The 23,825-nt window shown below is 72.6% G+C and carries 23 protein-coding genes and 1 riboswitch; of the genes, 17 read left to right on the plus strand and 6 right to left on the minus strand.

What is annotated here, in order from left to right; genetic code table 11:
• Nucleotides 1–69: 69 nt before the first annotated feature.
• A complete protein-coding gene (locus ABZ899_RS04145; RefSeq protein WP_361340393.1) occupies nt 70–756 on the minus strand; it encodes a DUF5995 family protein in 687 nt (228 codons plus the stop codon).
• Between the two features lie 173 nt (nt 757–929).
• Here ABZ899_RS04145 and ABZ899_RS04150 point away from each other — a divergent pair, with 173 nt between their 5' ends.
• Nucleotides 930–2,054 (plus strand): glycoside hydrolase family 6 protein, encoded by a 1,125-nt coding sequence (locus ABZ899_RS04150; protein WP_361340576.1) that lies wholly within the window; start codon nt 930–932, stop codon nt 2,052–2,054.
• Here the strand turns inward: ABZ899_RS04150 and ABZ899_RS04155 are convergent.
• Nucleotides 2,036–3,442 carry a solute carrier family 23 protein gene (locus ABZ899_RS04155; RefSeq protein WP_361340396.1) on the minus strand — a complete coding sequence of 469 codons (1,407 nt, stop codon included), beginning with the start codon at nt 3,440–3,442 and terminating at the stop codon, nt 2,036–2,038. The two genes, ABZ899_RS04150 and ABZ899_RS04155, sit on opposite strands and share 19 nt — an antisense overlap.
• A gap of 144 nt (nt 3,443–3,586) precedes the next feature.
• Here ABZ899_RS04155 and ABZ899_RS04160 point away from each other — a divergent pair, with 144 nt between their 5' ends.
• A complete protein-coding gene (locus ABZ899_RS04160; protein WP_361340398.1) occupies nt 3,587–4,045 on the plus strand; it encodes a thioesterase family protein in 459 nt (152 codons plus the stop codon).
• Here ABZ899_RS04160 and ABZ899_RS04165 read toward each other — a convergent pair.
• On the minus strand, nt 4,005–5,225 hold the full coding sequence (locus ABZ899_RS04165; RefSeq protein ID WP_361340400.1) for an MFS transporter: 1,221 nt from the start codon (nt 5,223–5,225) through the stop codon (nt 4,005–4,007). The two genes, ABZ899_RS04160 and ABZ899_RS04165, sit on opposite strands and share 41 nt — an antisense overlap.
• Nucleotides 5,226–5,357: 132 nt before the next feature.
• Here ABZ899_RS04165 and ABZ899_RS04170 point away from each other — a divergent pair, with 132 nt between their 5' ends.
• Complete coding sequence (locus ABZ899_RS04170) at nt 5,358–6,542, plus strand: ROK family transcriptional regulator (protein ID WP_361340403.1); 1,185 nt, start codon at nt 5,358–5,360, stop codon at nt 6,540–6,542.
• A gap of 15 nt (nt 6,543–6,557) precedes the next feature.
• On the opposite strand, the gene ABZ899_RS04175 is transcribed toward ABZ899_RS04170, so the two are convergent.
• Nucleotides 6,558–7,307: an NAD(P)H-binding protein gene (locus ABZ899_RS04175; RefSeq protein WP_361340405.1), complete on the minus strand. Its 750-nt coding sequence runs from the start codon at nt 7,305–7,307 to the stop codon at nt 6,558–6,560.
• A gap of 393 nt (nt 7,308–7,700) precedes the next feature.
• Nucleotides 7,701–7,831: riboswitch (FMN riboswitch) on the plus strand.
• Between the two features lie 146 nt (nt 7,832–7,977).
• Between ABZ899_RS04175 and ABZ899_RS04180 the strand changes: the two genes are divergently transcribed.
• From ABZ899_RS04180 to ABZ899_RS04220, 9 genes are all read left to right on the plus strand, one after another.
• Nucleotides 7,978–8,595 carry a riboflavin synthase gene (locus tag ABZ899_RS04180; RefSeq protein ID WP_361340408.1) on the plus strand — a complete coding sequence of 206 codons (618 nt, stop codon included), beginning with the start codon at nt 7,978–7,980 and terminating at the stop codon, nt 8,593–8,595.
• Complete coding sequence (locus ABZ899_RS04185; protein ID WP_361340411.1) at nt 8,592–9,233, plus strand: nicotinamide mononucleotide transporter family protein; 642 nt, start codon at nt 8,592–8,594, stop codon at nt 9,231–9,233. The genes ABZ899_RS04180 and ABZ899_RS04185 overlap by 4 nt, the downstream gene beginning before the upstream one ends.
• Complete coding sequence (locus ABZ899_RS04190) at nt 9,230–10,594, plus strand: bifunctional 3,4-dihydroxy-2-butanone-4-phosphate synthase/GTP cyclohydrolase II (RefSeq protein ID WP_361340412.1); 1,365 nt, start codon at nt 9,230–9,232, stop codon at nt 10,592–10,594. Before ABZ899_RS04185 ends, ABZ899_RS04190 begins: the two co-directional genes overlap by 4 nt.
• Before the next feature lie 25 nt (nt 10,595–10,619).
• The gene (ribH, locus tag ABZ899_RS04195) at nt 10,620–11,105 is read left to right on the plus strand and encodes a 6,7-dimethyl-8-ribityllumazine synthase (protein WP_361340414.1); all 486 of its coding nucleotides are present in this window, start codon (nt 10,620–10,622) and stop codon (nt 11,103–11,105) included.
• 34 nt (nt 11,106–11,139) lie between these two features.
• Nucleotides 11,140–11,412 (plus strand): phosphoribosyl-ATP diphosphatase, encoded by a 273-nt coding sequence (locus ABZ899_RS04200; protein WP_003988914.1) that lies wholly within the window; start codon nt 11,140–11,142, stop codon nt 11,410–11,412.
• 48 nt (nt 11,413–11,460) lie between these two features.
• On the plus strand, nt 11,461–12,312 hold the full coding sequence (gene hisG, locus ABZ899_RS04205; protein WP_361340417.1) for an ATP phosphoribosyltransferase: 852 nt from the start codon (nt 11,461–11,463) through the stop codon (nt 12,310–12,312).
• Nucleotides 12,313–12,342: 30 nt separating this feature from the next.
• The gene (locus tag ABZ899_RS04210) at nt 12,343–12,798 is read left to right on the plus strand and encodes a PH domain-containing protein (protein WP_361340420.1); all 456 of its coding nucleotides are present in this window, start codon (nt 12,343–12,345) and stop codon (nt 12,796–12,798) included.
• A gap of 224 nt (nt 12,799–13,022) precedes the next feature.
• Nucleotides 13,023–14,348, plus strand: coding sequence for a hemolysin family protein (locus ABZ899_RS04215; RefSeq protein WP_361340423.1), 1,326 nt, complete (start codon nt 13,023–13,025; stop codon nt 14,346–14,348).
• Nucleotides 14,345–15,433, plus strand: a complete 1,089-nt coding sequence (locus ABZ899_RS04220; protein ID WP_361340425.1) for a hemolysin family protein — start codon at nt 14,345–14,347, stop codon at nt 15,431–15,433. Before ABZ899_RS04215 ends, ABZ899_RS04220 begins: the two co-directional genes overlap by 4 nt.
• 24 nt (nt 15,434–15,457) lie before the next feature.
• On the opposite strand, the gene ABZ899_RS04225 is transcribed toward ABZ899_RS04220, so the two are convergent.
• On the minus strand, nt 15,458–17,317 hold the full coding sequence (locus tag ABZ899_RS04225) for an AAA family ATPase (protein ID WP_361340428.1): 1,860 nt from the start codon (nt 17,315–17,317) through the stop codon (nt 15,458–15,460).
• Nucleotides 17,318–17,747: 430 nt separating this feature from the next.
• Entirely contained in the window at nt 17,748–18,425 is a 678-nt protein-coding gene (locus tag ABZ899_RS04230) for a hypothetical protein (RefSeq protein WP_361340431.1), read from the minus strand.
• Between the two features lie 194 nt (nt 18,426–18,619).
• Between ABZ899_RS04230 and ABZ899_RS04235 the strand changes: the two genes are divergently transcribed.
• The 5 genes from ABZ899_RS04235 (at nt 18,620) to ABZ899_RS04255 (ending at nt 23,815) form a co-directional block, all read left to right on the plus strand.
• Entirely contained in the window at nt 18,620–19,573 is a 954-nt protein-coding gene (locus ABZ899_RS04235; protein WP_361340434.1) for a hypothetical protein, read from the plus strand.
• 36 nt (nt 19,574–19,609) lie between these two features.
• The gene (locus tag ABZ899_RS04240) at nt 19,610–21,151 is read left to right on the plus strand and encodes an amino acid permease (protein ID WP_361340436.1); all 1,542 of its coding nucleotides are present in this window, start codon (nt 19,610–19,612) and stop codon (nt 21,149–21,151) included.
• Between the two features lie 241 nt (nt 21,152–21,392).
• Complete coding sequence (locus ABZ899_RS04245; RefSeq protein ID WP_361340439.1) at nt 21,393–22,763, plus strand: peptidase C39 family protein; 1,371 nt, start codon at nt 21,393–21,395, stop codon at nt 22,761–22,763.
• Between the two features lie 105 nt (nt 22,764–22,868).
• The gene (locus ABZ899_RS04250; protein WP_361340441.1) at nt 22,869–23,009 is read left to right on the plus strand and encodes an SCO1431 family membrane protein; all 141 of its coding nucleotides are present in this window, start codon (nt 22,869–22,871) and stop codon (nt 23,007–23,009) included.
• A gap of 146 nt (nt 23,010–23,155) precedes the next feature.
• The gene (locus ABZ899_RS04255; protein WP_361340443.1) at nt 23,156–23,815 is read left to right on the plus strand and encodes a TetR/AcrR family transcriptional regulator; all 660 of its coding nucleotides are present in this window, start codon (nt 23,156–23,158) and stop codon (nt 23,813–23,815) included.
• The last annotated feature ends 10 nt before the right edge of the window (nt 23,816–23,825 follow it).

Raw genomic sequence — 23,825 nt, forward strand, 5'->3', positions numbered from 1 at the left:
CCTTCCCCATCGGCGGACCCCCGCCGGCCGACGTACCGGCGGCCCGGGGAATCGCCATCCGGCCGCCGCTCAGTCGCGCAGCGGGGTCAGCAGCATGCGTCCGGCCAGGCCCACGGCCGCGTCCAGCCGCTCGGTGAACTCCGCTGCCAGCTCGGGGAGCCGGCGCAGCGCCCACAGGGCACGCGCCGCCGCCCAGGTGGCGTCCCGTGCCCGCTCCAGGCTCCACGAGCCCAGCAGATGGGTGAGCGGGTCCGCGATCTGGAACAGGTCGGGACCCGGCATCAGCTCCTCGCGGATGTGCTCCTCCAGCGAGATGAGCAGATCCCCCACCCGCTCGAACTCGTCCTCCAGGTCGGTGGGTTCGCAGCCGAGGCTACGGCAGGCGTCCACCACGGCGAGCGCCAGATCGTGCCCGATGTGCGCGTTGATGCCCGCGAGAGCGAACTGCAGCGGCCGTACGCCGGGGTGACGGCGCATCTGGACCAGGGGCCGCCAGCAGGCGGGCGGACGCCGGGCCTCCTCCGCCGTCTCCACCGCCGTGAGATAGCGTTCCGCGAACCGCACATCCAGGGTGATCGCGGCGCGCGCGTCGGGGAACCGCCCGGCGTCGATGTGCCGGTCGACCGCCTCGGTGACGGTGAGGTAGACGCGGTTGAAGACCGCGACCCCGTCGCGCTCGGGCAGCCTCGCGTCGAGGGCGCGCATACGGGAGAGGACGGCGTCCACGGGTGTGGTGAATTGTTCGCATTGCGCCATGGGGGCAGATTCCCAGCTTTAGGCTGACCCGGGTGACGGCGGGCCCGGCGCTTCCCCAGAACGGGGGAACGTGCCCGCCGTGGGGGAGGGGGAGCAGGACGGTGCCAGGCTCACGCGCCCGGCGACTGGCGTCACGCAGGGCCGAGCGCAGGAGGACCGCACGGCGGAGCGCCCTGGTCGCGGCGGCCTCGGTCGTGGTGGCCGTCGGAACGACGACCGGGCTGATCTCCGCCCTCGACGGCGGGCCGGACTCCGAGCAGGCCGGGCCGCCCGAGAAGACGCGTTCCGTGCGTCTCGACGCGCTGCCCGTCGCGCCGTCCGCGTCGCCGTCGCCCACCGCGTCCCCGTCCCCCTCGGCCTCGCCGAGCCCGCGGCGGACGGCGTCCGCGACACCCTCGGGGACGCCGGAGCGGGCGCGGCGCGCGGCCCCGGTCTCCACCCGGCTCTACCGCCACCCCGACTCGCAGGTCCAGGAGTGGGTCCGGGGCCACCCCGGTGACCCTCGGTACGGCGTCATCCAGTCCCGGATCGCCGCCCAGCCGGCCGCGGTGTGGTTCGCCGACTTCACGCCGGGCACCATCACCGCCCGGGTCCGCGCGGTCACCTCGGGCGGCGCGGCGCAGGGCCGCACCCCGGTGGTGGTGCCGTACGTGATCCCGGACCGCGACTGCGGCGGGTACTCCGAGGGCGGGGCTCCCGACCTGGCGGCGTACGACGCGTGGATCGACCGGTTCGCGGCCGGGCTGGGCTCCGGTGACGTCATCGTCGTCCTGGAGCCGGACTCCGTCGCCCAGTCCGAGTGCCTCTCCGAGCGGGAGCGCGCGGCGCGTTTCGCGTCCCTGGCCCGGGCCGGCCGGGTCGTCAAGGCCGCCAACCCCCGGGCGCGTGTGTACTACGACGCCGGGCACTCCGGCTGGCACAGCCCGGCCAGGCAGGCGGGATGGCTCCGGCAGGCGGGCGCCGCCTCGGCCGCGTCCTCCGACGGAGTCTTCAGCAACGTCTCCAACTTCCACACCACGGCAGCCGAGATCGCCTACGACCGGCGGGTCCTCGACGCCCTCGGCGGCGGCCCGGGCCTGGGCGCCGTCATCGACACCAGCCGCAACGGCGCCGGTGCACCGCCGGACGGCGAGTGGTGCGACCCGTTGGGCCGCAAGCTGGGCCGGGCCCCCACCCTCGCCACCGGCGAGGCCCGGATCGACGGCTATCTGTGGGTGAAGCTGCCGGGGGAGTCGGACGGCTGCAAGGGGGAGCCCGGCACGTTCACCGCCTCCTACGCCTACGAGCTGGCGCGCTGAGGGCCCTCGCCGGCGTTCCCCTCGTCATACGACGACGTGCCCTCGTCGAGCAGCGGCTGCTGCGTCTTGAGGTGGGCCGGGGCGAACGCCCGCAGGGCGTGATAGCCGGTGATGACGACGAGTGTGCCCAGCGCGATGCCGCTCAGCTCGAAGGTGTCGGTGATCTTCAGCGTCACGTTGCCGACGCCGATGATGATGCCCGCCGCGGCCGGCACCAGGTTCAGCGGATTGCGCAGGTCGACCTCGGCGTTGATCCAGATCTGCGCGCCGAGCAGGCCGATCATGCCGTACAGGATCACGGTGATGCCGCCGAGCACGCCGCCGGGGACGGCCGCCACGACCGCGCCGAACTTGGGGCAGAGCCCGAAGAGGAGGGCGAAGCCGGCGGCGGCCCAGTAGGCGGCGGTGGAGTAGACGCGGGTCGCGGCCATCACGCCGATGTTCTCGGAGTACGTCGTGTTGGGCGGGCCGCCCACGGCGGTGGACAGCATCGAGGCGGCGCCGTCCGCGGAGATCGCGGTGCCCAGCTTGTCGTCGAGGTCGTCGCCGGTCATCTCGCCGACGGCTTTGACGTGCCCGGCGTTCTCGGCGACCAGGGCGATGACCACCGGCAGCGCGACGAGGATGGCGGACCACTGGAACGACGGGCCGTGCAGATCGGGCAGGCCGATCCAGTCGGCCCGGGCGACGCCGGACAGGTCGAGCCGCCAGTGGTCGGTGACCTTGCCACTCGCGTCGACCGAGTGGATACGGCCGAAGACGCGGTCGAACACCCAGGACAGGCCGTACCCGAGGACGAGACCGAGGAAGATCGCGATACGGGACCAGAAGCCGCGCAGGCAGACCACGGCCAGACCGGTGAACAGCATCACCAGCAGGGCCGTCCACTGGTCCTGCGGCCAGTAGGTGGAGGCCGTCACCGGGGCGAGGTTGAAGCCGATCAGCATGACCACCGCGCCGGTCACGACCGGTGGCATCGCGATGTGGATGATGCGGGCCCCGAACCGCTGCACCGCGAGCCCGACCAGGAACAGCGCCGCACCGACCACGAGGACCGCGCCGGTCACGACCGCGCTCGACCCGCCGTCCGCCCGGATGACGGCCGCGACGCCCACGAAGGACAGCGAACAGCCGAGGTAGCTGGGCACCCGGCCGCGCGTGGCCAGCAGGAAGATCACCGTGGCGACGCCGGACATCATGATCGCCAGGTTGGGGTCGAGCCCCATGAGGACCGGCGCGACGAAACTGGCGCCGAACATCGCCACCACGTGCTGGGCGCCGAGCCCGGCCGTGCGCGGCCAGGACAGCCGCTCGTCGGGGCGGACCACCGCGCCGGGCGCCGGAGTGCGTCCGTCTCCGTGCAGTTTCCAGCGGACGCCGAGATCCATGGTGCGGTTTCGCTTTCGTCGTGCGAACGAGGGGTCCGGACCATTGTCGGGTACACCGACCGGGCCGCCGACCCGGGGCCACCTCGACTTCTGAGCGTCCGCTTAGGATGGCGGGGTCCTCTCGTCCGTCCCAGGAGTCCCGCCGTGACCGCCGAAGCCCCGCCACTGTCCGCCCCGTCCCACGGCCGGCTCGTGCCCGTCACCGTGCACTTCGACGACCTCGACGCGCTCGGGCTGCTGCACAACGCCCGCTACCCGCTGATGGTCGAGCGGGCGTGGACCGAACTGTGGCAGGAGCACGGCTTCCGCTTCGAGGGCGACTGGGTGGCCGCGGGCGACGCCTGCAACGCGGTCAAGGAACTGCGCATCACCTACGAGGCGCCGGTAACCAGGCCCGGCGCCTACGCCGTCCACCTGTGGCTGGAGCGACTGGGCACCACCGGGCTGACGTACGGCTTCCGGTTCTGCTCCTCCGACGGCTCGGTGACCTACGCGCACGGCAGCCGCGTGCTGGTCCGGCTCGACGCCCGGACGCTGCGCCCGGCGCCGTGGAGCGAGGAGTTCAGGGCCGTGGGCCGGGAACTGCTGCGTCCGGCCGGCTGACCTTCGGGCGGTCGCGGTCGGCGGTGCGCAGGACGCCCGCGAACACCGCGAGACCCGAGGCGAGCAGGGTGACCAGGCAGAACGACACCACCAGGCTGGTGAGCTGGGCGAGCCCGCCGATCGCGCCGGGGGCGACCAGCCCCGAGGTGTAGGTGATGGTCGCGACGCCCGCGATGGCCAGCGAGGGGTTCGAGCCGCTGCGGCCCGCCGCCGCGAAGCACAGCGGCACGACCACCGCGATCCCGAGGCCCAGCAGCGCGAACCCGGTCATCGCCAGGGCCGGGACGTCGGAGACGACGACCAGCAGCCCGCCGAGCGTCGCGAGGACGCCGCTGGCACGGACCGTGCGCACCGAGCCGAAGCGGTCCACCACCCGGTCGCCGGCGATCCGGGCGATCGCCATCGTGAGCGTGAAGCCCGTGGTGCACGCGGCGGCCAGCCCCGCCGAGGGGTCCAGCTGGTCCCGCAGGTACACCGCCGACCAGTCCAGGCTCGCGCCCTCCGCGAAGACCGCGCAGAACCCGACGGCCCCGATGAGCAGGGCGGACCGGGGCGGCAACGCGAACCGGGGCGGCGGGTCCTCGCCCTCATCGGGCTGCAGGTCCAGCACCCACCGGCAGGCCGCCACCCCGAGCACGGTCAGCACCGCCGCCGCGAGCGCGTGATGCAGCCGGGCGTCCGAGCCCAGGTGCGCCGCGAGGGTGCCGGCCGCGGAGCCGATCAGGGCGCCGGCGCTCCACATGCCGTGCAGCCCGGACATGATCGAGCGGCCCAGGCGGTTCTCCACCTCGACGCCGAGGGCGTTCATCGCCACGTCCGCCATGCCCGCCGTGGCGCCGAACGCGAACAGGGCCAGGCACAGCGCCGGCAGGTTGGGCGCCAGCGAGGGCAGGGTCAGGGCGAGCGTCCACAGCGCCATCAGCCCGCGCAGCGCGTTGCGGGCGCCGAAGCGGTGGGTGACCCGGCCCGCGACCGGCATGGCGACGGAGGCGCCGAGCGCGGGGAACGCCAGTGCGAGGCCGAGCTGGCCCGCGCTGACCCCCGCGTGGTCCTGGATCCACGGCACCCGGGTGGCGAACGACCCGGTGACGGCGCCGTGCGCGGCGAAGACGGCGGCCACGGCGTACCGGGCGCGCCTGACCTCCCGCAGGTCGTAGACCCTTCCACCGGTCCCACCCATGAAGTGACCCCCTCCTGGTCCGCGCCTCCGCGCGGTCCGGCCGTAAACTATCAGGAACCCTGCCTGATAGATAGGGTGCCGGGACGCCGCCCGCCGCCGCGCGCGGCCCCGCCGATCTGGAAGGATCCCGGCATGCCCGCCGCATCCCCGAGCACCGCCCGGGCCATCAACGACCGGCTCGCCCTGCGACTGCTGCAGCAGGAGGGCCCGCTGACGGCCGGCCAGTTGAAGCAGCTGACCGGGCTGTCCCGGCCGACCGTCGCCGACCTCGTCGAGCGCCTGGCGGACGCCGGGCTGATCACCGTCGTCGGCGAGGCGGGCGAGCAGCGGCGCGGCCCGAACGCCCGGCTGTACGGCATCGTCGCCGACCGTGCCCATCTCGCCGCGCTGGACGTCCGTACCGAGGGCGTCTCCGTGGCGGTGTCCGACCTGGTCGGCACGGTGCTCGCCGAGGCGTCCGTGCCCATCGGCGACGACACCGGGACGGGCCCCGCCGTGGAGCGGGCGGTCGCCCTGGTCGAGCGGGCCGTGAAGGAGGCCGGCGCGGACCGGCTGCACACCGTGGGCATCGGCGCCCCCGGCCTGATCGACCCGGCGAGCGGCGAACTGCGCGACTCCTCCGGCCTGCCGCAGTGGCACCGCGGCCTCGTGGCGACCCTCCAGGAGCGGTTCCCGGAGGCCCGCGTCAGCGTCGAGAACGAGACCAACCTCGCCGCCCTCGCCGAACAGCGCGACGGCGCGGCCCGTGACCGCGCCACCTTCGTCCTGCTGTGGCTGGGGCACGGCACCGGCGCCGCCGTCGTCCTCGACGGGGCACTGCGCCGCGGGGCGTCCGGCGGCACCGGCGAGATCGGCTTCCTCCCGGTGCCGGGCACCACGGGACTGCCGTCGGCGACGGACTGCGCGGGAGGCTTCCACTCGCTGGCGGGCTCGGCGGCGATCACACGGCTGGCGGCGGAGCACGGGTTGACCGCCGAGGACGCCCACGCACCGGCCGCCGCACGCCTGGTGGGGGAGGCGGCGGCGCACGCCGGCGAGGCCCGGCCGTTCCTCGACGCCCTCGCGGACCGGATCGCGCTGGGCGTGGCCTCGGTCGTCGCCGTCCTCGACCCCGGCTGCGTGGTCCTCGGCGGCGAGGTCGGACAGGCCGGCGGCCCGCTCCTCGCCGCCCTGGTCGAGGAGCGGGTACGGCGCATGTCCCCCCTCCCGGTCGCGGTCCGCCCGAGCACCCTGGGCGGCACGGCGGTCCTCCGCGGAGCCCTCCTGACGGCTCGGGACCGGGCGCAGGAGGTCCTGTTCGCCCCGCCGGGGCGGTGAGGAGGGCGACGCTCCCTAGGACCGGGGACCGAAGCGCCGGTCCAGGTACTCCTCGAACGTCCCCTTGCCCACCGCCTGTTCGGGTGCGAGGTGTCCGCCGGAGCGGAAGGCGCGGTAGGCCCGTCCCCACAGCGGCACGCTCACGACGAGGCGCCTGCGGCCCGTGGCCTTCAGGTAGGAGCGGGCCAGCGAGTCGAAGGTCCGCACCTCGGGCCCGCCCATGTCCGCCACGCGCCCGGCGGGCTCGCCCTCGGCCAGTTCGGTCAGCCGGTCCGCGACCTCGGCGACCTCTACCGGCTGATCCTCCACCCGGGCCGGCAGCAGCACGACCGGCAGCCTGGCGAGGGCGCCCGACACGCGCGCGAGCAGATCGTGGAACTGGGTCGCGCGCAGCACCGTCCAGCCCAGCCCCGACTCCTCGACCAGGCGTTCCACGGCGAGCTTGCCGCGGTAGTAGCCGAACGGCACCCGGTCCACGCCGACGATCGAGATGTAGACCAGGTGGCGCACCCCGGCTCTCCGCGCGGCGGCGATCAGGTGCCGCGCCGCCTCCTCGTCGCCGCCGTTGGGCGAGCTCGCGCAGTGCACCACCGTGTCCACGCCGGCCATCGCCGCGTCCAGTCCGGGCCCGCCCTTGCGGAGGTCGACGGCGTACGGCCGCGCGTGCCGGCTGAGCACCCGCACCTCGTGCCCGCTCGCCCGCAGCCGCTCCGTGACGAGCCGGCCGAGCGTCCCTGTCCCGCCGGTCACCAGCGTCGTGGTCATCGTGTTCCACCCCTTCGTGACGCGGACGCTCCTGTTCCGGAGCATCCCTCGCCTTCTCCGACGGAGCACCCGGGGGGAGATGTGACATCCGGGGGGGGTGGAAGGGGAGCGCTTGGGGAGACCCGGCGGCGGGCAAGGGCCGTCGTCACCGCCGCCGGGCGCTCTCGTGGGTGCGGCGGGGCGCCGAGTCCCGGCCGCGCACCGCTGACAGTAGAGAGGACTAGACCATAGCGTCAATAGGTATGGACCAGTCGGGAAACTTCCACGGAAACAGGGGAGTTGGGAGCATCGCCGCCCGCCGGGAAAGTCCAGCGACGCGTCCTGTGAGTCACCCCACACCCCTCGCCCGTATGGACACCCACCGGTCGTGGCACACTGGGCATGTACCACAAGCAGCGCACTCCGGGGTCGGTGAAAGTCCGAACCGGCGGTTACAGTCCGCGACCCGGTCGCTTCCAGCGACCGGTTGACCAGGTGAAATTCCTGGACCGACGGTTAAAGTCCGGATGGGAGGCAGTGCGCGGCGGGCGAGCCTGTGTGCGCGCCGCCGTACCGGTTCGTCGATGGGGCGAACCCTCGTCCGGCGTCGCCCCGGTGCCCTCGCTCGTACATTCTGTCGTCATCGGCAGCCCCGGAGTCCGTGCCCCTATGAGGCAGGAGGACCCGGGAAGTGTTCACCGGAATCGTCGAAGAGCTGGGCCACGTCACGGCCGTCGAGACCCTCGGCGACGCCTGTCGCTTCCGACTGCGCGGCCCCGTCGTCACCGACGGCGCCAAGCACGGCGACTCCATCGCGGTCAACGGCGTCTGCCTCACGGTCGTCGACCACGAGGGCGACGAGTTCACCGCCGACGTCATGGCCGAGACGCTCAAGCGCTCCAGCCTGGGCGCCCTGACCGTCGGTTCCCGCGTCAACCTGGAGCGGCCCACCGCCGTGGGCGACCGCCTCGGCGGGCACATCGTCCAGGGACACGTCGACGGCACCGGCCAGGTCCTGGAGCGCACGCCCTCCGAGCACTGGGAGATCGTGAAGATCTCCCTGCCCGCGGACCTCTCCCGCTACGTCGTGGAGAAGGGCTCCATCACGGTCGACGGCATCAGCCTCACCGTCGTCGACGCCGGACCCGACTTCTTCACCGTCAGCCTCATCCCGACCACCCTCGACCTGACCACGCTCGGCCGCAAGCAGCCCGGCGACCCGGTCAACCTCGAGGTCGACGTCATCGCCAAGTACGTCGAGCGGATGCTGGGCGGCCGCCTCTCCTCCGAAGGGACGGCCACCCGGTGAACTCGCTGAACTCCGAGGCGTTCACGCTGTTCGGCCAGCACATCCTCTGGTCGGACATGATCGGCAACCTCTTCGGCCTGGCCGCCCTCGCCCTCGGCTGGCGGCGCTCCCTGTGGACCTGGCCCGTGCAGTTCCTCGCCGGACTGATCCTCTTCGGCGCCTTCTTCGGGCACCTCACCGGCAGTGCCGGCAAGCAGGCCGTCGTCATGGTCGTCGCCCTGTACGGCTGGTGGCAGTGGCAGCGCGGCAAGGGCCGCGGCGAGGACGGCCACATCGCCGTACGGTTCGCCACCTGGCGCGAGCGCGCGGCCATGCTGGGCGCGGCCGCCGTCGGCACCGTGGGCGTCGCGCTGCTGTTCAAGGCGTACCCGACCCTGTCCTGGGACCCCTGGCCCGACGCCTACATCTTCGTCGGCACCGTCGTCGCGATGTACGCCCAGGCGCGCGGCATGGTCGAGTTCTGGTTCGCCTGGCTCCTCGTCGACCTGGTCGGCGTCCCCCTCAACTTCGCCAACGGCTACGCCTTCTCCGGCTTCGTCTACGTCATCTACGGCGCACTCGTCCTGTGGGGCATGCGCGACTGGTGGCTGCGCTCCCGCAACGGCGCGCGGCCCGTCCTGGAAGGAGCGCCGGTATGACCGCGGCACCGATTCTGTACAGCGCCGAGAGCGCCGAGGACCTGCGGCTCGACCCGATCGAGCGGGCCGTCGCCGACATCGCGGCCGGCCGCCCCGTCGTGGTCGTCGACGACGAGGACCGGGAGAACGAGGGCGACCTCGTCGTCGCCGCCGAACACGCGACGCCCGAGATCGTCGCCTTCATGATGAGCGAGTGCCGCGGGCTGATCTGCGCGCCCATGGAGCCCGAGGAGCTCGACCGGCTCGAACTGCCGCAGATGGTGGCGGACAACACCGAGTCGATGAAGACGGCGTTCACCGTCTCCGTCGACGCCTCCGCCGAGCACGGCGTGACCACCGGCATCTCGGCCTCCGACCGGTCCACCACCCTCCAGCTCCTGGCGAGCGGCACGGCCCGGCCCACGGACCTCGTCCGCCCCGGACACATCTTCCCGCTGCGCGCCCGGCCCGGCGGCGTCCTCGTCCGCAACGGCCACACCGAGGCCGCCGTCGACCTCGCCCGGCTCGCCGGACTGCGCCCGGCCGGCGCCATCGTGGAGATCGCCGGGGAGGACGGCGAGATGCTGCGGCTGCCCGAGCTGATCCCGTTCGCCCGCAAGCACGGCCTGACGATCGTCTCCATCGCCGACCTCGTCGCCTACCGGCGCGAGGCCGAGCACCCGAAGCCCGTGGAGCCCACCGCCCCCGACGAGGACCGGCTCGCCGCCGACTCAACCGTCCGGCGCGAGGCCGAGGTCCATCTCCCCACCGCCCACGGCACGTTCACGGCCTACGGCTACCGCTCCACCGTCGACGGCGTCGAGCACGTCGCCCTCGTCCACGGCGAGATCGGCGACGGCGAGGACGTCGTGGTCCGCGTCCACTCCGAATGCCTCACCGGTGACGTCTTCGGCTCCCAGCGCTGCGACTGCGGCCCCCAGTTGGCGGCCGCGCTGCACCGCATCCAGGACGAGGGCCGCGGCGTCGTCGTCTACCTGCGCGGCCACGAGGGTCGGGGCATCGGCCTGATGTCCAAGCTGCGTGCCTACGAACTCCAGGAGCGCGGCCGCGACACCCTCGACGCCAACCTCGAACTCGGCCTGCCCGCCGACGCCCGCGACTACGGCGCCGGCGCGCGCATCCTCGCCGACCTAGGGGTGCGCAGCGTACGTCTGCTGACCAACAACCCCGACAAGTCCGACGCGCTGCTCGCCCACGGCATCCAGGTCAGTGAGCGCGAGCCGATGCCCGTCCAGGCGGGCGAGCACAACCTGCGGTACCTGCGCACCAAGCGCGACCGGATGGGGCACGAACTGCCCTGGCTGGACCCGGAGCCCGCGGTCCCGGCCCCGTCCGCCCTGTCCACCTGCACCAGCCAGTAGAACCACACCGAGGAGACACGAGAACGTGAGCGGCAAGGGCGCACCGGAGCTGTCCGTACGCAATGTGGGTGACCTGCGGGTCGCCGTCATCGCGGCGCAGTGGCACGAGAAGGTGATGGACGGACTGGTCGACGGCGCGCTGCGCGCCCTGCACGACCTGGGGATCGACGAGCCGACCCTGCTCAGGGTACCCGGCAGCTGGGAGCTCCCGGTCGTCGCCAAGGTCCTCGCGGGTCGCGGCTACGACGCGATCGTGGCCCTGGGTGTCGTCATCCGCGGCGGCACCCCCCACTTCGAGTACGTGTGCCAGGGCGTGACCCAGGGCCTCACCCAGGTCTCGGTCGACAGCGGCGTCCCCGTCGGGTTCGGCGTGCTGACCTGCGACACCGAGGAGCAGGCCCTGGACCGGGCCGGCATCGAGGGCTCCAGCGAGGACAAGGGGCACGAGGCGGTGACCGCGGCCGTGGCGACGGCGGCGACCCTGCGCTCGGTATCCGAACCCTGGCGCTGACGAACGGCACATGTGGCATAGGCTGAGCGTCACCATGTCCAAGAAGACGTTCGAGGAGCTCTTCACCGAGCTCCAGCACAAGGCAGCCCAGGGCGATCCCGCCACCTCCCGCACCGCCGAACTCGTCGAGAAGGGCGTCCACGCCATCGGCAAGAAGGTCGTCGAGGAGGCCGCCGAGGTCTGGATGGCCGCCGAGTACGAGGGCAAGGAAGCCGCCGCCGAGGAGATCTCGCAGCTGCTCTACCACGTCCAGGTGATGATGGTCGCCCGCGGGATCTCCCTGGACGACGTCTACGCCCACCTCTGAGCACTACCACCCCGTCACACCGCCGAGCGAACGAAGGAAGCCGACCTCATGCTGCGCATCGCCGTCCCCAACAAGGGTTCACTCTCCGGCCCTGCGGCGGACATGCTGCATGAGGCCGGCTACCAGCAGCGCCGCGAGTCCAAGGAACTGCGGATCGTCGACCCGGAGAACGACGTCGAGTTCTTCTACCTCCGCCCCCGCGACATCGCGATCTACGTCGCCTCGGGTCAGCTCGACATCGGCATCACCGGCCGCGACCTGCTGATCGACTCCGGCGCCGGCGCCGAGGAGATCCTGCCGCTCGGCTTCGCCCGCTCCACCTTCCGCTTCGCCACCAAGCCGGGCACCGTCGGCGGCGACCTCGCGGACCTCAAGGGCAAGACGATCGCCACCTCCTACGAGGGCATCGTCGCCAAGTACCTCGCCGACCACGGCATCGACGCCTCCGTCGTGCACCTCGACGGCGCCGTCGAGACCGCCATCCAGCTCGGTGTCGCCCAGGTCATCGCGGACGTCGTGGAGACCGGCACCTCGCTGCGCAACGCCGGCCTGGAGGTCGTCGGCGACCCGATCATGAAGTCCGAGGCCGCCGTCATCCGCCGGACCGGCGCGGACTCCGAGGACCCCAAGGTGCAGCAGTTCCTGCGCCGCCTCCAGGGCGTCCTGGTCGCCCGGACGTACGTGATGATGGACTACGACTGCCGCGTCGAGCAGCTGGAGAAGGCCGTCGCCCTCACGCCCGGCCTGGAGTCGCCGACCGTCTCGCCGCTGCACAACGAGGGCTGGGTCGCCGTCCGCGCCATGGTCCCGGCCCGCGAGGCCCAGCGGATCATGGACGACCTGTACGACATCGGCGCCCGGGCCATCCTGACCACGGCCATCCACGCCTGCCGCCTCTGACACACCGAGATGTCCTCCGAGAGCCCCGTCATGTCCGAGCTGCCCACCCTTCCCGTCACCTTCCGGCCGGGCCGCACCCGCGCCATCCTGCTCGCCGCGGGCCTCGCGATCTTCGTTGTCATCACGGCGGTCGCGCTGCTGCTGGACAAGCTCGGCCCGGGGGAGCGGCTCAGCTTCATCCTCACCGGCGCCCTCATGTTCGGCGTGCTCGCCCAGCTGGCGCGCGTCCGGGTGGTCGCCGACGAGGCCGGCGTCACCGTGGTGAACATCGCGTCCCGGCGCCGGCTGGCCTGGGCCGAGATCGTCCGGGTGAACCTGCGGCCCGGCGACCCCTGGGTCTTCCTCGACCTCAGCGACGGCACCAGCCTGCCCGCGCTCGGCATCCAGCCCGGTATCGCCAAGGACAAGGCCATCGCCGACGCCCGCGCCCTGCGCGCCCTCGCCGAGGCCCGTTCCGTCCAGGACCCCGAGGGCCGTCAGGGCTGACCCGCCACCCGTCAGGGCGCACTCGGGGGCGTTCGCCCTGCCGCAAGTGCCCCGGTCTTGATTAATCTGTTGGCGGAGGCGTTTCCACGACGCCTCCGCCTCTCGTGGGTCCGACCGGTCCTTCGAAGGCCCCTCCTACCCGAGGAGTGATTCCCTCCAGCGATGGACGGATCGTCCTGTAGTACCTGCGCCGCCCGCCCCCGACATATCGGGGCGGCGGCATCATGAGTACCCCCCTGCTGCTCCTGGCAGCCGCGTTCCTCCTCATCCTCGCCAACGGCTTCTTCGTGGCCGCCGAATTCGGCCTGGTCACCGTCGAGGCCACGGACGCCGAGAAGGCCGCCGCCGAGGGCGATCGACGGGCCCACCGGGTCGTCGCCTCCCTCCGGGAACTGTCCTTCCAGCTCTCCGGCACCCAGCTCGGCATCACCATCACCTCCCTGGTCGTCGGCATGCTCGCCGAACCGGCCCTGGCCGAGCTGCTGGGCGGTCCGTTCAGCGCGATCGGCGTCCCCGAGGGGGCGGTGTCCGGTGTCGCCGTGGTCGTCGGCATGCTGCTGGCCTCGGCCGTGCAGATGGTGATCGGCGAGCTCGTGCCCAAGAACTGGGCGGTGTCGCGGCCCCTGCAGGTCGCGCGCTTCGTCGCCGGACCCCAGCACGTCTTCGCCCTGCTGTTCCGCCCGGTCATCGCAGCGCTGAACTCCGTCGCCAACCGTCTGGTCCGGGCCATGGGCGTCGAGCCCACCGAGGGGCTGGCGTCCGCCCGCACCCCCGGCGAACTGGTCTCCCTGGCCCGCCACTCCGCGCAGGCCGGCGCCCTGGAGCAGGACACCGCGGACCTCTTCGTCCGCACCCTGTCCCTCGGTGAGCTGACCGCGCAGCACGTCATGACCCCGCGGGTGAAGGTCAGCGCGCTCCAGTCGTCGGCCACGGCCGAGGACGTGGTGAACCTCACCCGCGCCACCGGCCTGTCCCGCTTCCCGGTCTACCGGGAACGGATCGACGAGATCGTCGGCATGGTCCATCTGAAGGACGCGCTCGCGGTCCGTTCGAGTGACCGGCTGCGCACCCCCGTCGGCCGGATCGCCCGGCCGGCCCTGCTGGTCCCCGAGACCCTGCCGGTCCAGCCGCTCCTCGCCCGGCTGCGCAGCGAGCAGCCCATCGCCGTCGTCGTCGACGAGTACGGCGGCACGGCCGGCGTGGTGACGCTGGAGGACATCGTCGAGGAGATCGTCGGCGAGGTGCGGGACGAGCACGACGGGCAGGACCTGCCCGAACTCGCCGCGGCCCCGCCCGAGGACGGCCGGCCGGCCTGGGACGCCGACGGCAGCTGCCGGGTCGACATCCTCCAGCGCATAGGTCTCGACGTGCCCGAGGGACCGTACGAGACCGTGGCCGGCCTGGTCGCCGACCTGCTCGGACGGATCCCGGCCGTCGGCGACAAGGCGGAGCTGCCCGGCTGGCGGCTGTCCGTGCGCCGGGTCGGGCACTACCGGGCCGAACGGGTCCGGCTGGTGCGCACCGGGGCCGTCGTGGAGGTAGCCCGATGAGCGTGCTCCAGCTTCTCTTCGCCGCGCTGCTCGTGCTCGCCAACGGATTCTTCGTGGGCGCCGAGTTCGCCCTGGTCTCGGTCCGCCGCAGCCAGGTCGAGCCGCTCGGCACGGCCCGCGCCCGCCAGGTGCTGTACGGGCTGGAGCATCTGCCGCAGATGATGGCCGCCGCCCAGTTCGGCATCACCGTCTGCTCCCTGACGCTCGGCGCGGTCGCCGAGCCGACGGTGGCGCATCTGCTGGAGCCGGTGTTCGAGTGGGTGCACATGCCGGACGGCGTGATCCATCCGCTCACCTATGTCATCGCGCTCGCCGCGGTCGTCTTCTTCCACCTGGTCATCGGCGAGATGGTGCCGAAGAACCTGGCCATGGCGGCACCGGAGAAGGCCGCGCTGTGGCTGAGCCCCGGTCTGGTGTACTTCGCCCGCTTCTGCCGGCCGATCACCGTCGCCCTCGGCGCGGTCGCGCAGGCCGTCCTGCGGCTGTTCCGCGTCGAACCGAAGGACGAGGTCGAGGCGGTGTTCACCAGCGAGCAGCTCAACCGGCTCGTGGAGGACTCCGGCCAGGCCGGACTGCTCGACCCCGAGGAGCAGGAGCGCCTGGAGGACGCCCTGGAGCTGGGCTCGCGTCCGGTGACGGACGTCCTGCTCCGGCGCGAGTCGCTGGTCACCGTCAGCCCCTCGGTCACCCCCGGCCAGATCGTCGCCCTCACCGCCCGTACCGGCTACTCCCGGTTCCCCGTGGCGGCCGAGAACGGCGCCTTCATGGGCTACCTGCACGTGAAGGACGTCCTGGACCTGGAGGAGTCCCAACGGGCGGTGCCGCAGCACGTGTGGCGCCCGATGACGACCCTGCGCTCCGAACTGCCCCTGGACGACGCCCTCACCGTCATGCGGCGGGCCGCCACCCATCTGGCCCAGGTGGCCGACGCGTCCGGCCGGGTCCTCGGCCTGGTCGCGCTGGAGGACGTGCTGGAGCTGCTGGTGGGCGAGGTCCGCGACCCGGCCCACCGGGAGCTGCCGGAGGTACGGGTGACCGGCCCCAGGCTGAGCACGGGCGAGCCGGAGGGAGCCCTGGCCGGCTGAGCCGGCCGCACGCCGCGGGACCCGTCAGCGCGCCGACGGGTCCTGCGGCCCCCGCCCCGACAGCACCTCGCCGTACGCCTGCATCAGATCGGGCAGCCGCAGCGTCGCCAGCTCCTCCCGGGTCAGCGCACCCGGGTAGACCGACAGACGCAGATCCCGGTAGGCGCAGCTCTTCTCGTACAGCGTCCGCAGGAACCGCCCGTTGCCGAGTTCGTCGATCCATCCCTGGTCGACCACGTGCCCGGCGATGGACCGCAGCTCGTCCAGCGCCTCCTCGTCCCACAGGTCGCCGTTCTCGGCGGCGAGCACCTCGCCGATCGCGGTGAGCTCCAGCGGGCGGTACGAGGGGAAGTCGACGCGGGTGGTGAACCGGGAGGACAGCCCGGGGTTGGCGGCCAGCAGCCGGTCCATGCCCTCGGGATAGCCGGCCAGGATCACGACCAGATGGTCCCGGTTGTCCTCGGCCCGCTTCAGCAGCACCTGGAGGGCCTCGTCGCCGTAGGCGTCGCCCTTGCCGTAGCCGGTGTTGGACAGCGAGTACGCCTCGTCCACGAACAGCACACCGCCGAGCGCGGAGTCGATGAGCTCATTGGCCTTCACGGCGGTCTGGCCCAGGTACTCGCCGACCAGGTCAGCCCGCTGGGCCTCCACGAGGTGGTCGCCGCCGAGCAGCCCGAGCGCGTAGAAGACCCGGCCCAGGATCCGGGCGACCGTGGTCTTGCCGGTGCCGGAAGGGCCGGAGAAGACGAAGTGCCGCTTGGGCGGCTGCACCGGCAGTCCCTGCCCGGCCCGCAGCCGCGCCATGTTCAGTTGTGCGGACAGCGCCTTGACCTGGCGTTTGACGGGCTCCAGCCCCACCATGCGCTCGAGTTCGGCGAGCGCCTCCTCGAGCAGCGCGGGGTCGGTCGGCCCGGCGGGCAGCGGCTGCGACGGCACGGCCGCCTTCTCCCGCACCGCCGGATCCGCCACCGACGGCAGGGGGCCGGCCGGCGGCTCGGGGTCCGACAGCTTCAGGTCGCGTCCCTCGACGCCGAACAGCGGGTCGAGTCCGTCGGTGCCGTCGACGTCCTGCCCGAACCCGGCCAGTGCGATCGCGGCCAGGTCGGCGCTGTCGTCGTACCCGTCGCCCTCGGCGATGGCGGCGAGCCGGGCCGAGGTGTCCATGAAGGCCGGGTCGACGCGGTGCACCGCCCGGTACAGGGGGAGCGCCGCCGCCGAGCGGCCGGTGCCCTCGTGCGCCCGGGCCAGCCAGTACCGCAGCTCCTTGCGCTGCGGCTGCTCGCTGCGGCACCGCATCAGCGCGGCCGACAGCAGGGGTTCGGCCTGCCCGTACATCTCCAGGCGCACCCGTGCCATGCCGCCGAACAGACCGGCCTCGATGCCGAGCATCGGATCGTCGAGCAGGGGGTCGGTGTGCCGCACGAGCTGCTCCCAGTCCTTGACCAGGTAGGCCCGGCAGGCGTGCAGGAAGCGGACCTGGTGGTCGCTGTCCACGGGCGGCAGCCCGGCGAGCGCGCGGTCCAGCTCGGGAACGTGCCGTCCGTCCAGCCAGTGCGAGGCGTGGGCCAGCAGAAGATCGCGCGGGCTCTCCAGCACCGGCTGCACCCACCAGCCGAGCCAGTACCAGGAGTTGAGCGTACGGCGGTGCCGGGCGCGCTGTTCCCCGAAGCGGTCCCGGTGCCGGAACATCCGCAGCAGCGCGGTCGTCGTGTCGACGCGCAGCGCGTGCAGGCCGAGCCAGCCGTCGGCCATCCCCGGATCGATCCGCACCGCGGTGCGGAACTCCTCCTCCGCCTGCGGGTACGCCCCCATCGTGTAGGCGTCCACACCTCGCAGCCAGGCGAGGTCGGCCGGGGCCTCGGGGCCCTGCGTGCCGAAGTCCATCACGTCCCCCACAAACCGTGCCCCCCGTCGGTTGGCCGACCGCTCGCCCTGGCCGCCGGTATTCGAACCGCCGTACCGCGGACCGGAGTTGCCACGGTGCGCAGAGCAGCCGTCCGTACGTCGCACCGAGGGCATCGTACCTGCGAGGGCGTGGCGCGCCCCAGGGTGCCGCACAGGCCGTCGGGGGAGGTGGGGGCACATCGGGGGAGCGCGCGGCGGTGACCGAGGGTGATCGGATCGCCCCTCTCGGCGCCCGGGACACCGCGTCCGGGCAGAACGAAGCCCCCGATCACGGGGGAACAACCGGGGGCTTCGCGTCTGGAGAGCGGTTTCTCATGACCGCATATTGAGAACGTAAGACCTGTACGGCCCTTGGGTCAAGCCAAGTTGGGGCACCCCGGGAAGTCGCCGGGGAGCAGCCTTCACCAGTTCAGCACCGTGCCGACGGGTCGTCACGGTGGGTGACCGAGTGGTCCGCTCCAGCGGTCACAGCAGGCCCGTACATCACCTCATATCCCGGTGTCCCCTGCTTTTTCTGCCGCACCAGGAGGTCGGCGAAGGGCCGGGACGGGTCCGCGGCGAAGTGAGCGCGTTCCGCCGTGACCCAGCCGTCCCAGAACTCCCGCTGCTCCTCCCCGTCGCGGGCCCGCCCGCGGGCCCAGGACTCCTCGGCCGGCAGCTCCATCCACAGCAGCCGGGCGAGATACGGCCGCAGGGCGCGCCGGCCCGCGCCCACCCCCTCCAGGACGACCACCGGCTCGGGCGGCAGGGCGACGGAGGGCCCGAAGCGGCGCGCCCGCCAGTCGTAGGGGGTGTAGAGGGCGGCCCCGCCACGGGCGAAGGGCTCGATCACCTGGGCGGTCAGACGGGCGGTCCAGTCGAACAGCTCGTCGTGGCTGGCGATGTCGTCGAGATGCAGGACCGGGGCGTCGCCGAGGGAGCGCGCCAACTCCGGGGCGAACGTGGACTTTCCGGAACCGGCGTGCCCGTCGACGGCGATCAGGCGGACCGGACCGCAGGACGGGGGCAGCCGGCGGAGCCGGGAGGCGAGCTCGTGAATCGTTCTTCCCGAAGTCGGAGGGAGTGCTGGCGCACCGCGTCGGCACATTCTAGTGGGCGGCCGGAACCGAGTCCGGCCCGTGATGAGAAAACGTCTCGCTTTGAACTACTCCATGCTTTCTCCATTGCCGTCGAAAAACTCCGGCCACCACGGTGAAATCGATGTTCCGGAGGCGGGCGACGCTGAGTAGGGTGCCTGGTGCGCGACGGTGAGGTGCCACAACGGGGGATGGGCTGGGACAGATGGCCGCTGGGTTATTCGAAGGGCAGTACGTGTGGCATCCGGCGGCCGACGACCGGGTGCTCGCGCGCGTTTGCGTCGAGGTGCGGGCCGGCCGATATCGGGGCGCCCGCGAGGCTTTGGCGCAAACCCGGGGAGACTTCGCGCTGCGTGCCCACCGCTCGCTCGTGCTCGCCTCGGAGGCCGCCGACTCCGACCTCGTGGAGCGCTGGCTGGCCGAGGAGCCCGGCCCGGAGGCGATGCTGCTGTGGGCGCGGGTCGCGGTGGTGCGGGTCCTGCGCGCGGCCGACGCGCACGACCCGCGGGCCGAGGCGCTGGAGCGGATCGCGCTGGCCGCCTGCGAACGGGCCGCGAGGGCCGATCCCGCCGACCCCACGCCCTGGGTGGCCAAGCTGGCGATGGCCCGGCTGCACCGGCTGCGGGACGCGGCGCCGAGGGGCCTGCTCACCGCGCCACCCGGGCCCTGGCGTCTCTTCGCCCACGTCCTGTCGCTGGACCCCTGGCACCGCGAGGCCCACCACCGGTTCCTCGCCTGCTTCTTCCCCCGCCACGGCGGCTCCGTGACCGCCGCCTGGGACGTGGCCGCCTTCCTCGGCCAGCGGGCCCCGGCCGGCTCGGCCCTGGGACTGCTCCCCCTGGTCGCCCTCGTGGAGTGCTACGACCCCACCCGGCTGCTCGCCGACGGCGTCTGGGAGCAGCCGCAGTGGCGCGCCACGGCGGTCGCCCTGCACCGCGACTGGCTGCCCACGGTGGCCGACTACGCCTTCACTCCGGTCCTCGACCTCGCGTACCTCGCGCACGCCCTGGTCATGGCCCGGCGTGCGGAGGAGGCGCGTACGGCGTTCACGGCCATGGGGCCGTACGCCTCGCGCATGCCCTGGGCCGTCTTCGGCGACCCGGCCGACGAGCTGTCCCGGGCGCGCCGCGCCTGCGGTCTGCCCGTCCCCGGTGCCTGACGGCCTCCACCCCCCACCGAGAGGAAGGTCAGAACCGTGTCCTCACGGATACCGGCCTCGCGTGCCCGGGCGCGCGGGGCAGTGGATCCGATCGCGCTGGACGACGACGCGGCCCTGCGCGCGATGGGTTATCCGAGGAAACTCACACGTCGTTTTCAGGCGTTCGACAATTTCGCCATATCCTTCACCGTCATCAATGTGGTCGCCGGCATCTTCTCCGGTTTCGGATTCGGACTGGACGCGGGCGGCCCCGCAATTCTCGTCTTCGGCTGGATCGGCGTGTCCGTCATGGTGCTCTTCGTGGGGGCATCGATGGCGGAAGTCGCCTCGGCCTATCCGACGAGCGGGGCCCTGTATTTCTCCGCGGGGAAACTGGCCCGCCGGCACAGAGGCGCCTGGTCCTGGTACACGGGCTGGCTCAACTTCGTCGGCCAGGTCGGCGGTACGGCCGCCACCGGGTACGCCGCCGCCACCTTCCTGCAGGCCCTGATCGCCCTGCAGTGGCCCGGCTACCAGCCGACCGGCCACCGGACGGTGCTGCTCACAGCCCTGATCATCACGGCGCAGGGGCTCGCCCACACCTACACCGTGCAGCTGGTCGCCGTGCTGAACCGGATCTCCGTGTGGTGGCTGCTGTGCGGGCTGGCCGTCATCGTGACCGCCCTCGTCACCGTGCCCGACCGGCACCAGCCGGCGTCGTTCGTCGCGCACTTCGCGAACAACACCGGTTTCACGAGCGGCCTCTACGGCGGCATGCTCGGACTGCTGGTCACCAGCTGGACCTTCACCGGCTTCGACGGCAGCTTCCACATGTCGGAGGAGACGGTCCGGGCGACCGTCAACGCACCGAAAGGGATCACTCGTTCGATAGCCTTCTCGGCGCCGGCCGGTCTCGTCCTGATGTGCGCCCTCGTCTACAGCGTGCGGGACTACGACCAGGTGGCCGCCGCCGACGCGCCCGCCGTGCGCGTCCTGATCGACGGGGTCGGCCCGGCCGCCGCGAAGGCGCTGCTGGTCATCGTGATCGGCGCGATGCTGTTCTGCGGACTGGCCAACCTCACCAGCAACGCCCGGCAGATCTTCGCCTTCTCCCGGGACGGCGCGATGCCGGGGTCCCGGTGGTGGCACTCGGTGTCCCCGCGCACCCGCACCCCGGTCAACGCGGTGTGGCTCGCGGTCGGCTGCTCGGTGGTGCTGGTCCTGCCCGGCTGGTGGTCGCCCACCGCGTTCACCGCCGTCGTCAGCGTGAACGTCGTCGGGCTCTTCCTCGCCTACGGCATCCCGATCCTGCTGCGGCTGCGGCTCGGCGACGCCTTCGAGCCCGGCCCCTGGCACCTGGGCCGATGGGGCCGCCCGGTCGCGACGGTCGCGGTGACCTGGATCCTGCTCAGCAGCGTCCTGTTCATGCTGCCGCACGTCGCGCCGGTCACCGTGACCTCGTTCAACTACGCACCGGTCGTCCTCGCCGCCGTCCTGGGTGTGGCCACGCTGTGGTGGTTCACCTCGGCGCGGCGCCGCTTCCCCGGCCCGGTGGGCTACGGCCGCCCCGACCAGATCGCCGCCATGGACCTCGTCTGAGGCCGCGTCCCACGTCCCGGGGTACGCCGTCCCGGTGTTCCCCGGGACGTCGGCGCCCGCCCCGGGGTGCGGACGTGAAGGGTGTCTTTGCGGACAACCGCAGGTCATGCCAGTGGTCGAGACCAATATTGGCGGGCACGCCCGGGGCCGAAGTGCTGGCAGACGCCGCCGGGGGCGGCCATAGTTGGCGCACACCCGTGCACCGGACCCACCCGACTCGACACCTGGGGGTCTCCCGCCCATGAGCACAGCCGAACAGCCGTCCCGCAGAATCGTTCTGGCGGCCGCGGTGGCCGCAGCCGTCACCGGCACCGCGGGACCCGCGGCCGCCGCCGGTACCGCCGTCGAGGCCGACACCGACCGCTCCCCCCGTGCCGCCGCCCGCCAGGTCGACTACCGCGCCTGGACCTCGTACACGGACTGGCGCGGCGGCACCGCCGCGGGCACCCGCGCCGTCGCGGGCTCCCGCCCCGGCCTGGTGATCGGCACGCCGGCGGGCACGACCGAGTACACGGACCCGCACACCGGGACGAAGGCCCGCTGGGAGTACGCGACCTGGACGTCCCCCGTCCACCGTCTCGCCGTCCCGGCGACCGAGGTGATCGCGTCCTGGAACGCGCACACGCCGGCCGGGAGCTGGCTGCAGATCGAACTCGAGGGCACCTACTCCGACGGCACGGCCACCCCCTGGTACGTGATGGGCCGCTGGGCGGCCGGCGACCAGGACATCCGGCGCACCTCGGTCGACGACCAGAGCGACGGCCGCAGCAGCGTCTGGACGGACACCTTCGCGATCGACGACCCGGCGACGGGCCTGCGCCTCGCCTCGTACCGGCTGCGGCTGACCCTCCACCGCGAGCCCGGCACCAAGGTGACCCCGAAGGTCTGGCGGGCCGGTGCGATGGGCTCCGACGTCCCGGACCGCTTCACCGTCCCCGCCTCGGAGCCCGGCCTCGCCCGCGAGCTGACCGTCCCGCGCTACTCGCAGGAGCTCCACGTCGGCCAGTACCCGGAATACGACAACGGCGGCGAGGCCTGGTGCAGCCCCACCTCCTCGCAGATGATCATCGAGTACTGGGGCGGCCGGCTCACCCCGGAGCAACTGTCCTGGGTTGATCCGGCGTACACCGACCCGCAGGTCTGCCACGCCGCCCGCTTCACCTACGACCACCAGTACGAGGGCTGCGGGAACTGGCCGTTCAACGCCGCCTACGCGGCCACCTTCGACGGCCTCCAGGGCGTGGTCACCCGGCTCGGCTCACTGACCGACCTGGAGACGCTGATCGCCGCCGGCATCCCGGCCATCACGTCCCAGTCCTTCCTCAAGGAGGAGCTGACCGGGGCGGGCTACGGCACCGCCGGGCACCTCATGACCGTCGTCGGGTTCACCGCCGACGGCGACGTGATCGCCAACGACCCCAACTCGCCGACCAACGAGGCCGTACGCCGTGTCTACAAGCGGCGGGAGTGGGAAAATATCTGGCTCAGGACCAAGCGCTACAACGCGAGCGGCAAGGTCGTCTCGGGCACCGGTGGCGTCTGCTACCTCTACTTCCCGGCGCGGCCGACGCCCCGCCAGCGCGCCGCGCTCGCCGCGGTGGGTGTGCGCTGACCCCGCTCGGCGCGCGACGGTGACAGGGCTCCGGGTGACCGGGGCCCTGCCGCTGTGAGCAACGTCTCGGCCGCACGGGCCGCCGGCGATGGCAAGGTGGGGCATATGACCGCGCACTCCACCTCGGCGGGCCGCGTCCGCACCGGCGGACCCCGGGAAGACGGCCCCAAGATCCTCGAACACCTCATGGGCTGGACCCTCGTCGTGGTGATCGCGATGCTCGTCACCCAGCTCGGGCTGTTGTGAGCTGACCCACACCGCGCCCCCGGGCCGGACATATACCGACCCCGCTGTGAGCGGACCCGTCAGCCTCGATCACACTCGAACAAGCAGCTGGCGCCCGTCTGCCATACTGCCGATGTCCCGCCGCCCGTTGGATAACAGGGTCGAAATTGAATATTAGTCAGCAGCGCGACGCGGCCCGTCCCAGGGCCCGCGGCACCGAGCGCTCGATGGCACGCCGAGCCGAACTCATCGCCATCGGGCGGAAGCTGTTCGCCGACACGTCGTACGACGCGCTCTCCATGGACGACATCGCCCGGCAGGCCCATGTGGCCAAGGGGCTCATCTACTACTACTTCCAGTCCAAGCGCGGCTACTACCTCGCGATCATCCAGGAATCCGTGGCCGAGCTCGTGACCTTCGCGGCGAGCGGGGGTGAACTGGAGCCCGTGGACCGGGTGCACCGCACCATCGACAGCTATCTGTGCTACGCCGAGCACAACCAGGCCGCCTACCGCACCATCGTCAGCGGCGGCGTCGGCTTCGACACCGAGGTGCACTCCGTCCGGGACGGCGTGCGCGAGGCGATCATCGCCACCATCGCGGAGGGCGCGTACGGCCGCACCGACATCGCCCCGCTCGCCCGCATGGGCCTGCTGGCCTGGGTGTGCAGCGTGGAGGGCGCCACCCTCGACTGGATCGACCGCCCCGAGCTGCCCCGTGACGCCATGCGCGAACTGCTGGTGAAGACCCTGGGCGGCGCCCTGCGCGCCATCGAGGACCTCGCCCCCGCCTACCGCGCCCCGCAGCCGGCCCGCCGTGAGGCCTGACCCGCACGGC

The sequence above is a fragment of the Streptomyces sp. NPDC046859 genome, assembly GCF_040645135.1.
In the GTDB taxonomy this organism is placed as follows: Bacteria; Actinomycetota; Actinomycetes; order Streptomycetales; family Streptomycetaceae; genus Streptomyces.